Consider the following 12,574-nt stretch of genomic DNA (forward strand, 5'->3'; position numbering starts at 1 on the left):
GCTAATCATGAATTCAATAGAAACCATCGCTGATGTACAAAACAGTGCCGATACCCGCCAGCTGGCGATCAACAAGGTGGGCATCAAGAGCATCCGCCATCCGGTCGTGGTCAAGGACAAGAGCGAGGGCGTGCAGCACACCATCGCCACATTCAACATGTACGTGCATCTGCCGCACAATTTCAAGGGCACGCATATGTCCCGTTTCGTGCAGATACTCAATCAGCACGGCCGCGAGATATCGGTCGAATCGTTCGAGGGTATCCTGCGCGAGATGACGGAAAAGCTGGAAGCGAAATCCGGCTATATCGAGATGTCGTTCCCCTATTTCGTCAACAAGACCGCGCCGATCTCCGAAGTGCAAAGTCTGCTGGATTACGACGTCACCTTCATCGGCGAGATCGTCGACGGCAACTATCGTTTCAACATGAAGGTGCAGATCCCGGTGACCAGCCTGTGCCCGTGCTCCAAGGAGATATCGGAGCGCGGTGCGCATAACCAGCGTTCGCACGTCACCATCACCGTGCGTACCAGACGTTCGGTGTGGATCGAGGAAGTGGTGCGCTTCGCCGAAGAGCAGGCATCGAGCGAGTTGTACGGCTTGCTGAAACGTCCCGATGAGAAGTTCGTCACCGAACGCGCTTACGATAATCCCAAGTTCGTCGAAGACATGGTGCGCGATGTGGCGGCAGTGCTGAATGCGGACGAGCGAATCGAGGCATATATCGTCGAGTCGGAAAATTTTGAATCGATTCATAATCACTCAGCTTATGCGCTTATCGAGCGGGATAAAACCAAGGATTGAGGAACTGGGATTTAGGATTTAGCAAACCCGCGCTCAGTATTACGTGAGCGGTGTCCCACTAATTCCTAAATCCAAAATCCCAAATCCTCGCCCCCTTGAAAAGAGGCATCCCATCCCCAAATACCCCCCACACTATTTCCAAGGAGGGATTTATGTCCGCTAGCACCACTGCCAGCCGCGAGACGCTGGGATTCCAGACCGAAGTCAAACAGCTGCTGCACCTGATGATCCACTCGCTGTATTCCAACCGCGAGATTTTCCTGAGAGAACTGATTTCCAACGCGTCCGACGCCTGCGACAAGCTGCGCTTCGAGGCGCTGCACAACGACGCGCTGTACGAGAACCAGTCCGACCTCAACATCCGCATCAGCTTCGACAAGGAGGCACGCACGCTGACCATTGCCGACAACGGAATCGGCATGAGCCGCGACGAAGTGATCGCCAACCTCGGCACCATCGCCAAGTCCGGCACGCGCGATTTCTTCAGCAAACTCTCCGGCGACCAGAAGAAGGATGCCAATCTCATCGGCCAGTTCGGTGTGGGCTTCTATTCCGCCTTCATCGTGGCCGACAAGGTCTCCGTGCTGACGCGCCGCGCGGGCGAAAAGGCCGATCAGGGCGTGCGCTGGGAATCCGATGGCGGCGGCGAGTTCTCCATCGAGATGGTGGAGAAGGCTGCGCGCGGCACCGAGATCACCCTGCACCTGCGCGAAGGCCAGGACGACCTGCTGGCTGGCTACAAGCTGCGCGAGATCATCAAGAAGTATTCCAACCACATCGTGCAACCCATCCTGATGCAGAAAGAGGAGTGGAAGGACGGCAAGTACGAAACGCTTGAAGAGGACGAGACCGTCAATCAGGCCTCCGCGCTGTGGGCCAAGTCCAAGAACGACATCACCGAAGAGCAGTACAAGGAATTCTACAAACACGTCGGCCACGACTTCAGCGACCCGCTGGCGTGGACCCATGCACGCGTCGAAGGCAAGCAGGAATACACGCAACTGCTGTACATCCCCGGCCGCGCGCCGTTCGACCTGTACGACCGCCAGGCGCGCCACGGTATCAAGCTCTACGTGCGCCGCGTGTTCATCATGGACGATGCCGAACAATTGATGCCGCAATACATGCGCTTCGTGCGCGGGGTGGTGGATTCCGCCGACCTGCCGCTCAACGTGTCGCGCGAGATCCTGCAGGAATCGAAGGACATCGAAGCGATCCGCAAGGGCTGTACCGGCAAGGTACTGGGCCTGCTGTCGGACCTGGCCGAGAACGACAAGGAGAAGTTTGCCAAATTCTGGGGCGAGTTCGGCCAGGTGCTGAAAGAGGGCATCGGCGAAGACTTCGTCAACAAGGACAAGATCGCAGCACTCTTGCGCTTCGCCACCACCAAGGCCGACACCGCGGAACAGATCGTGTCGCTGCAGGACTACATCGGCCGCATGAAAGACGGACAGGAAAAGATCTATTACGTCACCGCCGAAACTTTCAATGCCGCCAGGAACAGTCCGCACCTGGAAGTGTTCCGCAAGAAGGGCATCGAAGTGCTGCTGCTGTCTGACCGTGTGGACGAGTGGGTGGTGAGCAACCTGCATGAATTCGAAGGCAAGCAACTGGTCTCCGTCGCCAAGGGGGGCCTGGATCTGGGCGCGCTGGAAGACGAAGCCGAGAAGAAGGAGCAGGAGAAGCAGGTCGACGAGTTCAAGCCACTGGTCGAGAGGATCAAGAGCAGTCTGGCTGATCGCGTCAAGGAAGTGCGCGTCACCCACCGTCTCACCGACAGCCCAGCCTGTCTGGTCGCGGATGAGCACGACATGAGCGGCAATCTGGCGCGTTTGCTCAAGGCCTCGGGCCAGAAGATGCCAAACATGCAGCCCATCCTCGAGATCAACCCGGGGCATCCGGTGGTGTCGCGTTTGCAGAAAGAGGAAGCGCACTTCGACGACTGGGCAGCCGTGCTGTTCGACCAGGCGTTGCTTGCCGAAGGCGGGCAGCTTGACGATCCAGCGAGTTTCGTCAAACGCATCAACCAGCTGATGCTGGAGATGGGCAAATAAACTCAACAGAGCCAGGAGAGCGGGAGGGTAGAATCCACCCGCTTTCCCTTAACCTTCCGCAATCGATATGAAGCCAGTCGCCATCTTCCGCCATTCACCTACCGAGGGTGCAGGGCACTTTGCCCAGTTCCTCAATCAACACGTCATACCCTGGCATATGATCCACATCGACCAGGGCGAGGCGGTGCCGGCGGATGCCGGTGCGTTCTCGGGGCTCGTGTTCATGGGCGGACCGATGAGCGTGAACGACGAGCTGCCGTGGATACCACCAGTGTTGGCGCTGATCCGCGATGCCTATGCCAGGGATATCCCGTTGCTGGGCCACTGTCTCGGCGGACAGCTCATCACCAAGGCGCTGGGCGGTGTGGTGGGCAGGAATCCGGCAAAGGAACTGGGCTGGGGCAAGGTGCATGTGTCGGACAATGACACGGCGCGTGCGTGGTTCGGCAATATCGAACAGTTCGACTCGTTCCATTGGCACGGCGAAACCTTCAGCCTGCCGCCGGGCGCGGTACATCTGCTGTCCAGTGCGCATTGCAAGAATCAGGCTTACGCTATCGGCAAGCATCTGGCAATGCAGTGCCATGTCGAGATGACCGAGCAGATGATTCGCGACTGGTGCACTGCCGGTGCGGACGAGATTGCTGCCAGTGTGGGCAGTCCGGCAGTACAATCTGCGGAGGCGATGCAGCAACAGATGCACGACAAGTTGCCGGAGCTGCAACGTGTGGCATCACAACTTTATCGGCACTGGATGCACGGTTTGGTCCATTAATCACCGGGGAGGTAAAAATGGCTTACGTGGTTACCGAGAACTGCATCAAATGCAAATACACCGACTGCGTCGACGTATGTCCGGTGGACTGTTTTCACGAAGGCCCGAATTTCCTGGTGATCGATCCGGGAGAATGCATCGACTGCACGCTGTGCGTGGCGGAGTGCCCGGCGAATGCGATCTTTGCTGAAGACGACGTGCCGGTGGATCAGCGCCAGTTCATTGCGCTCAATGCCGAACTGGCGAAGCAATGGAAAGTCATCGTCGAGAAGAAAGCTGCGCCGGCCGATGCGGATGAATGGCGCGATGTGAAAGATAAATTACGCCTGCTTGAACGTTGAGTCCTCCAGCAGCATTATTCGACCGCATCGCCCTGCGCATCCTTGCTGCGCACCCCGCGCCCGATCTGCGCGATATCACTGTCCTCCTTCCCAATTACCACGTTGTGCAGCCATTGGCGCAGGCGCTGATGCGCGCGGCGCAGCGCCCCGCATTATTGCTGCCGCAGATGGTAACGTTGAACGAGTGGGCGCAAGGCATCGCGCTCGAATCGCCAGTCGCCGCCGATAGTCAGCGCAGCGCCCTGCTGTACCAGCAGTTGCGCAAGCAGAAATGGTTCGAACAGGCCGACCTGTGGAGCATGACGCAGGAGTTGCTGGTGCTCTTCGACGAGCTGACACATTCACTTGCCGACTTGCCGGGCGATGCGGATGCATTCGCTGCCGCAGTGCAACAGGCGTATCAGGCACGGAAGAACAGTACGTTGCAACTGGAAGCGCGGCTGGTGTTTGAACTCTGGCATGCCATGCAGAGCGGTGAGGAACTGGACGCGGGGCGCGCCTATCAGCAACGTCTGGCAAAGCTGGCGGAGCAGGCAAGGCAGCCACTATTCGTATTGCGCACGTCGGACTGGTGCGCGCTGGAACAGCGTTTCCTCGACGAGTATGCCGGGCGCGCCGCGGTGGAGGTGTTCGACCTGCGCAAGATGGATGCGCAGTGGGGCAGTTTGCTGCACGAGTCGTCCGCGGGACTGCGCTCGCAAAGCATTGCTTCGCTTGGGGGCAAGCTGGGTTTCTTCGCAGCCACCAGCCTGGAGCAGGAAGCCCGAGCCGCCGCCATGCAAGTGCGCCTGTGGCTGCAAGCCGGCAAACGCGACATCGCCATCGTCGCCCAGGATCGTGTGGTGGCCCGGCGCATGCGCGCCTTGCTGGAACGAGCCGAGATAATGGTGGCGGACGAGACCGGCTGGACCTTTGCCACGCTGTCGGTGAGCACGGTGCTGGATCGCTGGCTCACCGCGCTGCAAAGCGATTTCTACCATCACGACCTGCTCGATCTGCTCAAGTCGCCATTCATTTTCGCCGACATGACGGCGAGCGAGCGCAAGTCGGCCGTTTACCAGCTGGAGCAACTGCTGCGCAAACAGGGAGTGGTGGCCGGGCTAGAAAAATTCAGCGCGCTGGTCGAGCACGAAACCGTATTGCATCAACCTCTGGCGCGCCTGCGCCAGGCAGCTGCGTTGCTGGAACAGCACAAGAAAAGGACGCTGGCGGAATGGCTCGCGGCCTTGCGCGAGAGTTTGCAGGTGCTGAGTATCGACAGCGGCCTGCTACAGGATGATGCGGGCATGCAATTGCTGGGCGCACTGGAAACCTGGCAGCAGGAGTTGACGGCTGACGAGGGTCGCTACCGTTTCCCCGAATGGCGGCGCTGGCTGGCACAGCAGCTGGACACCCAGACCTACCGCGACAACAGCATAGATAGCCAGGTGCGCTTCACCCACCTTGCGGCGACGCGCTGGCGTGCTTTCGATGCGGTGTTGCTGCTGGGTTGCGATGCCGACCATCTGCCCAGCGTGGCGGACGGCGGGCGCTGGTTCAACGATGCCGTGCGCAGCAGCCTGAACTTGCCGACGCGCGCCATCAATGCCGAGCGGCAACGCGACGATCTGCTGTCCTTGCTGGCGTTGAACGATTGCGTGCTGGTCACCTGGCAGAAAGACAGGAACGGCGAAGCAGGGCTGCTCAGTCCGTATCTGGAGATACTGCGCGATCTTCACTTGTTGACCTGGGGTGACGATCTCGCAGAATCGGAATTGCCTGCGTATCTTGCGGCAGAAGAGGCACGTGCCGTCGAGCTGCCGCAATCGGCGCAACCTGCGCCGGTTGTGCAGAAGGAGATCATTCCGACAGGCGTCTCGATCAGTGCCTATAACAGCCTGGTTGCCTGTCCCTACCAGTTCTATGCGCGCCATATCCTGCGGTTGAATGAACTGGATGAAGTGCAGGAAGGTATCGAGAAGCGCGATTACGGCGAGCGGGTGCACGCAATCCTGCAGCGTTTCCACGAACGCTATCCGCGCGTGAGCGAACATTCCCGCGATACGATGGAGGTTGCACTGCGCCAGATCAGCGAGGAAGTGTTCGCCGACCTGCTGCAGCAGGATTTCGAGGCACGTGCGTGGCTGGCTCGCTGGTTCAAGGCGCTGCCTGCCTACATCGAATGGCAGATGGTGAACGAAGCGCAGGGCTGGCGCTACGTGGAGTCGGAGAGTGCATTCGATTGGGAGCTGGAAGGTGTACGCCTGCGCGGACGCATAGATAGGCTGGATATGAATGGGCAACAGAAGCGAGTCCTCGATTACAAGACACAGAGCGACCAGGTACTGCGCAACAAATTGCGCGAACCGGGAGAAGATGTGCAGCTGGCCTGTTACGCCTACGCGCATGAAGCGGCGGATGCCGCATTCCTCAGCATCGAGAGCGGGAAAGTGAAGTCGGTCGAACCCGAAGGCGATGTTCCATTGCTGGCGCAACTCAATGCCGAGCGCCTGGTGCAGGTCATGGGAAAAATACGCGGCGGTACTGGATTGCCCGCGAACGGTATCGACCAGGTATGTATCCATTGCGAAATGCGGGGTGTGTGCCGCAAAGGGGAATGGGTATGAGCATAAGCCCATCCAACCTGCTGCGCATTCAATCTGCTGCGCTGCGTGCCCGCTCACTACTCGCCTACTACCCACGGTATGTCTCGTCGTTCGCTGCGCGGCAGCTTGCATCTCGAATTGCTCGCGACGGTTATATGAGCTTCTGCCGAGGCTGTCATGTCTAATCAATTGGCCCTCGACCCCAAGCACAGTATCGTCGTCGAAGCCTGCGCCGGCAGCGGCAAGACCTGGCTGCTGGTGTCGCGCATCGTGCGTTTGCTGCTGGATGGCGCGCAGCCCTCGCAGATCCTGGCCATCACCTTTACCCGCAAAGCGGCGCAGGAGATGCAGGCGCGTCTGCAACTATGGCTGCGCGATCTGGCGATGGCTGACGATGCCGCAGTTCGCAAGTTCTTCGCCGAGCGTGGGTTGGAAAGCCTGAGCGAGTCGCAACTGCAGCGTGCCCGCAGCCTCTACGGCAGTGTGCTGCTGGCACAACCCGGCATCACCATCAGCACCTTTCATGGCTGGTTCATGCAAGTCATGCAGCGTGCGCCGTTGAATGCCGACGTGATGCTGGGCATGAGTCTGCTGGAGCGTGCGGGAAGCGAGCAGGAAGAAGCGTGGGAGGAACTGCTGGAGCAGATGCGCAAGCAGCCGGATGGGGCTCTGGCGCAGTACATGCAGTGGCTATTCGGCGAATGCGGCCTGTTCAATACGCGCAAGCTGCTGTTCAACTTCCTCGGCAAACGTGCCGAATGGTGGGCTTATACCCAGGGCCAGACCGATGTGCTTGCCTTTGCACTGGATAAGCTGCGTGCCGATCTGGCCGTGGACATGGACTTCGATCCGGTCGCCGATTGGGGCATGTGCGGCAACAGCGAAGAGGTGTTTTTCGCTTTCGTGCGACAACTGGCGAACGATGGCACGGGGACGCAGAAGAGCAAGGCGAGCGAGCTGGAACTTGCCTGGACAGACTCGAGGCCGGAAGAACGCTTTGCGAAGGTTCAGCCATCGCTTTTTACTCAGGCAGGCGAACCCCGCAGTTTCAAACCGACCAAGCAACAGGATGCTGAAGCGTTTCTGGTAACGCGCGAGGCGTTGTTCGGCAGCCTGCAAGAAGTGCGCGACACGCTTGCCGAACAGCAGGCCTATCGCCTGAATGAGGCTGTGCTGCATTGCGGCGTGGCTTTCCTTGAACGCTACCAGGCACTCAAGGCGCAGAAGCAGCAGATGGATTTCTCCGATTTGGAATGGCAGTTGTGCAGACTGCTGCAACAGAGCGAACATGCCGAGACCATGCAATACAAGCTCGACAGCCGCTATCGCCATGTGTTGCTGGACGAGTTCCAGGACACCAACCCGCTGCAATGGCAGATCCTGCGGGCGTGGTTCGATGCATCGGTGGCCGTGGATTCGCAGCCTACCGTTTTTGTCGTCGGCGATCCCAAGCAATCCATCTATCGCTTCCGTCGTGCCGATGCGAGACTGTTCGGTGTGGCGCGTGAATACCTGCAGGAATATTTCTCGGCCCAGACACAGGGCAACAGCCTCACGCGTCGCAACTCGCAACCGGTGGTCGATGCGGTGAATGCTGTGTTTCATGAGCAGCCGGATGGGTTCGAGTTCGTTGAGCACCAGACGCACCAGAAAGAACTGCCAGGGTATGTGCTGGTGCTGCCTTTGGCAGTCGCCGAAGTTATCCCCTCTCCCAATGGGGGCGGGGATATTAACGGGGCTGGGGGAGAAGGCGAAGAGTTGCGCCTGCGCGATCCGCTGACGACGCCACGAGACGAAGCGGAAGAGGGTGCGCGTCAGATCGAAGCCGCACAGTTCGCCGAGATGCTGCAAACCATCGCTCGTGATTGGTCGGTGAACGAGGGAGGTCAGGAACGTCGCGCTACATATGGCGACATCATGGTGCTGGTGCGCAGCCGCACTCACCTCACGGTGTACGAAGAAGCCCTGCGTGCGCGACACATCCCTTTCATCAGCTCGCGCCGCGGCGGCCTGCTCGACACGCTGGAAGCGGAAGACGTGCAGGCGCTGCTGATGTTCCTCATCACTCCGTTCGCCGACCTTGCGCTGGCGCAAGTGTTGCGCACCCCCATCTTTGCCTGCAGCGATGCGGATCTGATGCGCCTGGCGCAAAATAGTGCCGAGTACGGAGCGACAAGTAGCGAGGGCGGCGCAGAGATTTCTGCTCAGCGCTCAGCACTCGGCACTCGAACTTCATGGTGGCAGCGCCTGCAGCATCTCGGCGACCCGTCGCCCGCACTGCGCCGTGCCACCGGGTTGCTACAACGCTGGCTTGCCCTTGCCGACAAACTCCCCGTGCACGACCTGCTCGACCGTATCTATTTCGAGGGCGATGTGCTGGCACGTTATGCCGCCGTGCTGCCGCCCGAGATGCGCGCCAAGGTCGCCGCCAATCTGCATGCCTTCATGGAGATCGCACTGAGCGTGGATGCGGGCCGCTACCCCAGTTTGCCGCGCTTCCTGCAAGAACTGCGCGAACTGCGCGACAGCAAAGATGATGCGCCGGACGAAGGCAAGCTCGGCTCGGCAGGTGATGCCGTACGCATCTACACAGTACATGAGTCGAAAGGTCTGGAAGCGCCCATCGTCTGGCTGCTGGATGCGAACGCGGAAAAGAGGAGCATGGCTGGCAACGATGTCCTGCTCGACTGGCCTACGCAAGAACCACAACCATCGCATTTCTCGTTGTATGCCGACCAAGCCTCGCGCGGTAAGAAACGCGCCCACTTGTTTGAGCAGGACGCCGCACAGCAGGCCCGAGAAGAGATGAATCTGCTCTATGTCGCCATGACCCGCGCGCAACAGGCGCTCATTGTCAGCGGCAACAAGGGCGGCAAGGAAAATCGCTCTACCACGTGGTATGAGCGCATCGCGGCAGTGGCGAGAGATCAGGAGAACCCGCTGCGCAAGGCAGTGCCATCCGCTGTGGAAAAACAGGGTGCAGCAGGACTGGTTACCTTGCCCGCCATTGAACCTGCCGGAAAACGTGCCGCACGCAACACGATGCAGCAGCAACGCGGTATCTGGCTGCACGCGTTGCTGCAACACCTTTCGGAAACTTCTCCTGATGTAACTACTAGCCATTCGACTAAGTCCGCAAGCGGGCAAGTCGCTGGTTTTCGCCCGCCCCTCACCCCACGCCCTCTCCCGGCGGGAGAGGGCGCTTTTACGGGGCCAGGGGAGAGGGAGATGCTGCAGCAACGCCTCGGTATTCCTTTCGCGGAATTCGAATCATTGCTGCAGCAGGCACAGCACCTGCTTACCCTGCCGCAACTAGTACGCTTCTTCGACGACCGGCAATACCGCAATGCCTGCAATGAGATGCCCTACATCAACGCCAGGGGCGAATTGAAACGCATCGACCGTCTGGTCGAATTCGACGACGAAGTGTGGGTGGTGGATTACAAGCTGGGTGACAGTGAAGATGCCGACCGTTACCGCCAGCAGATGCAGGAATATCGGGCGGCGATGAAATCGGTGTATGCGGGCAAGGTAGTGCGCTGCGCGCTGGTGTTTGCGGATGGGGTATTGAGCGAGGTGTAGGATACACACCTTTCGAGAGCACCACCTGTGTTGTGCTTTAACGCCGCACACTCTGGCATGTTCCGCAGCAAGTACCAACCCGCCGGATTTTTCCTTGCGCATCAGGATCAGTCGGGAGCTTGTCGTCTGCTATATCCCGCCCATCCGTTTGGCGAATGAGAACGCGTATGCCGGCGAGCGGAAAAGCAGAATCGGGTCATTCGTCGGTTCAATGCCGTCCGACATCACCAGCGGATCGAAGTTGATCTTTTCACATTCGGCGCCCTTCTGCGGCATGGCCGAAGAAATCGTCAGCGTTCCAAACTTGATTGTCTTGCGGTTGTCGGGCCAGGCGATGGTCGGGTTGTCCTCGGTGTCGCCCGGCTCGCCTATGGAAACCAGCATGTCCCAACGTATCGGACCTTGTTTCGTGCGCTTGATCAGCGCCTCCTCGAGGAAGTTCGGCGGAGACGTTTTCAGTTGCTCATTAGTCAGCCTCTTTTCCCCATCCTGCGGAACGAACCGCCAGCGCACATACGTGATCTTGTTGTCGCTATTAATGAACTTGAACGTGTGAATGCCAAAAAAGGCGCTGTTGGCATAGCTTGGCGGCGGGTTGTTCTTGGCGAGAAACGTGGCCTGTGCCAGATTGTCGGGATGACTTGTCTGGAATGCCTTGATCTTCTCGGGATCGGGTTTGCCCGTCGCCGGGTCGGGCCTGGAGGCGATGATCATGTCCACAAATGTCTGGGGTTTGGCCGCGCCGAATATGGGCGTGTTCAGCATCGTTATGTGTTGGAGGTTGTCACCAGGCAGCCTGAACTCCAGGGCCATGCCTCGCGCGGACTTCGCCGTGTCAGGTGCCTTGGGATTGCCGCCGGCCAGCGAGAAACGAGCGACGACTGGCACTGGTTTCCCTGAAAACAACGCCGAACGCGAATAGGGTGCAGCCGCTGCCGTGCCGACAAATTCACCCGCAGCACAGGTTCCCTTGGTGTGATTGCGTCGTTCTCCGGGGGTTACCCCAAAAGTATTTTCGAGGGCTGTCACCGCCTGTTCGGCAGTCACTCCGTTTGTTTCCGCCCTGCTGCAGGGCGTAGTTAAGGTAAGGGTGGCAGTTAGCAAGCATGTTGTCAGAGAAATTGATTTGGTGTCCATGTCAGCGTCTTTCATCAGGTTGAAGAACTTCTAAGCGATATCAAGCGTTAGGCGATTACGACCGGGGCGGTATCGCGGCAATAACTGCTGTGGTGCACAGTGGATAAGTAGACTCCCTAAAATGTGCTGCTGCAATACGCTCAACACCGTAGATACACCTCGCACATTCATGGAATCGAGAATCTTCGCAGCATTGTCTTCTGCGCAAATGGCTGGCATGCGCAAACTTACCCACGTCCTGGATGCACTGCGATATCGTGGCGCCTGCAGCGAGATGCCCGTCATTCATGCCAAGGGAGAATTGAAACGCATCGACCGTCTGGCCGAACTCGACGACGAAGTATGGGGAGATTGCAAACTGGACGATAGCGAGGACGGCAGCTACCGTACGCAGATACGGTAGCATTAAACGTCGGTGCAACCGGTATATACAGGCAAAGCAGTGAACTGGTGTTTGCCGATGGAGTGCTGGATGCTGTGGTGTAGAGGAGCAATTTTAAGGTCGCTTCGATCGGCCTTCCTGCCTTCCAGGTGCATTGCATAGACAATGCACCTGGAAGGCTTCAGTAAGGCCTCGAACCAGTACATCCGCAAGGATTGCCAGAAAATACCCATACTTATGATAAGTAATAGTTCAAGGTATATGCACTTTGGCATATACCAATGCGCTCTGCCTGCTGATAGCCTGAAGTGCAAATCCGAAGAATATTCTGCGATTGAACAGCGCGTTGCCGGGTGCATTCGAAGTTCAAGCTGCAAGGGAGTCGTTATGGAAGTTGCACTGCCTGATATCACTTACAATCTTTCCAACCCTCGCCATGAAAGGTATCGGAGCATTGAAGTGAATGGAGAAGTGATTCACTGGATAGAGGATATCGACAAGTTTTATCAAATATTCGGCTATTCTGCCGACATGAGAAAAGCAGGTGTTCTCCCGGAAGAGTTTGTCTGGAACGAATACACCAAAAAAAATCCATTTGATTTCACTGCCTGCAAATTGATTCAGATCATCGAGTATCTGCGAATCCACTCGCAAGCGTTCTTGCAAAAATATGGCAAAGAATGTGAAACCTGGTTGGCGGATTTGGTAAAAGTGCGTGCAGCCAGGCATGAGGTGTGTGCGGCCTGCAAAATGAAACCGGTTTGCTCAAATTAATTTGAGTAGTTCACCTTGAACTGACAGCCGGTGTCTGGCTTTACTTTATCAAGTCTATCCATACGATAATAGCCGATGGCTGCCTGTGGCTTGAATAGCTACGGGGTCACTTCCGAAACCTGCTACAACCTGACGTTCG

9 protein-coding genes are annotated in these 12,574 nt (G+C 58.1%); 8 read left to right on the top strand and 1 reads right to left on the bottom strand.

The genetic code is table 11. The annotated features are described in order from the left end of the window. Positions 1 to 7 precede the first annotated feature (7 nt). The 6 genes from folE2 (at position 8) to SLIT_RS03540 (ending at position 10,142) form a co-directional block, all read left to right on the top strand. Positions 8 to 805: a GTP cyclohydrolase FolE2 gene (gene folE2, locus SLIT_RS03515; protein ID WP_013028845.1), complete on the top strand. Its 798-nt coding sequence runs from the start codon at positions 8 to 10 to the stop codon at positions 803 to 805. Between the two features lie 152 nt (positions 806 to 957). Beyond that, positions 958 to 2,859, top strand: a complete 1,902-nt coding sequence (gene htpG, locus SLIT_RS03520; RefSeq protein ID WP_013028846.1) for a molecular chaperone HtpG — start codon at positions 958 to 960, stop codon at positions 2,857 to 2,859. Positions 2,860 to 2,926: 67 nt separating this feature from the next. Then, positions 2,927 to 3,634 (top strand): type 1 glutamine amidotransferase, encoded by a 708-nt coding sequence (locus SLIT_RS03525; RefSeq protein WP_013028847.1) that lies wholly within the window; start codon positions 2,927 to 2,929, stop codon positions 3,632 to 3,634. A 17-nt stretch (positions 3,635 to 3,651) separates the two neighbouring features. After that, on the top strand, positions 3,652 to 3,975 hold the full coding sequence (gene fdxA / locus SLIT_RS03530) for a ferredoxin FdxA (RefSeq protein WP_013028848.1): 324 nt from the start codon (positions 3,652 to 3,654) through the stop codon (positions 3,973 to 3,975). Further along, positions 3,972 to 6,581 carry a PD-(D/E)XK nuclease family protein gene (locus tag SLIT_RS03535; RefSeq protein ID WP_013028849.1) on the top strand — a complete coding sequence of 870 codons (2,610 nt, stop codon included), beginning with the start codon at positions 3,972 to 3,974 and terminating at the stop codon, positions 6,579 to 6,581. The genes fdxA and SLIT_RS03535 overlap by 4 nt, the downstream gene beginning before the upstream one ends. A gap of 156 nt (positions 6,582 to 6,737) precedes the next feature. Beyond that, positions 6,738 to 10,142: a UvrD-helicase domain-containing protein gene (locus SLIT_RS03540; RefSeq protein WP_013028850.1), complete on the top strand. Its 3,405-nt coding sequence runs from the start codon at positions 6,738 to 6,740 to the stop codon at positions 10,140 to 10,142. A 129-nt stretch (positions 10,143 to 10,271) separates the two neighbouring features. On the opposite strand, the gene SLIT_RS03545 is transcribed toward SLIT_RS03540, so the two are convergent. After that, complete coding sequence (locus SLIT_RS03545; RefSeq protein ID WP_223293818.1) at positions 10,272 to 11,189, bottom strand: catalase family peroxidase; 918 nt, start codon at positions 11,187 to 11,189, stop codon at positions 10,272 to 10,274. A 259-nt stretch (positions 11,190 to 11,448) separates the two neighbouring features. Here SLIT_RS03545 and SLIT_RS03550 point away from each other — a divergent pair, with 259 nt between their 5' ends. Further along, positions 11,449 to 11,682 (top strand): hypothetical protein, encoded by a 234-nt coding sequence (locus SLIT_RS03550; RefSeq protein WP_013028852.1) that lies wholly within the window; start codon positions 11,449 to 11,451, stop codon positions 11,680 to 11,682. A gap of 366 nt (positions 11,683 to 12,048) precedes the next feature. Next, positions 12,049 to 12,435, top strand: coding sequence for a hypothetical protein (locus SLIT_RS03560; RefSeq protein ID WP_013028853.1), 387 nt, complete (start codon positions 12,049 to 12,051; stop codon positions 12,433 to 12,435). Positions 12,436 to 12,574: the final 139 nt, after the last annotated feature.

The sequence above is a fragment of the Sideroxydans lithotrophicus ES-1 genome, assembly GCF_000025705.1.
Taxonomy (GTDB): Bacteria; Pseudomonadota; Gammaproteobacteria; order Burkholderiales; family Gallionellaceae; genus Sideroxyarcus; species Sideroxyarcus lithotrophicus.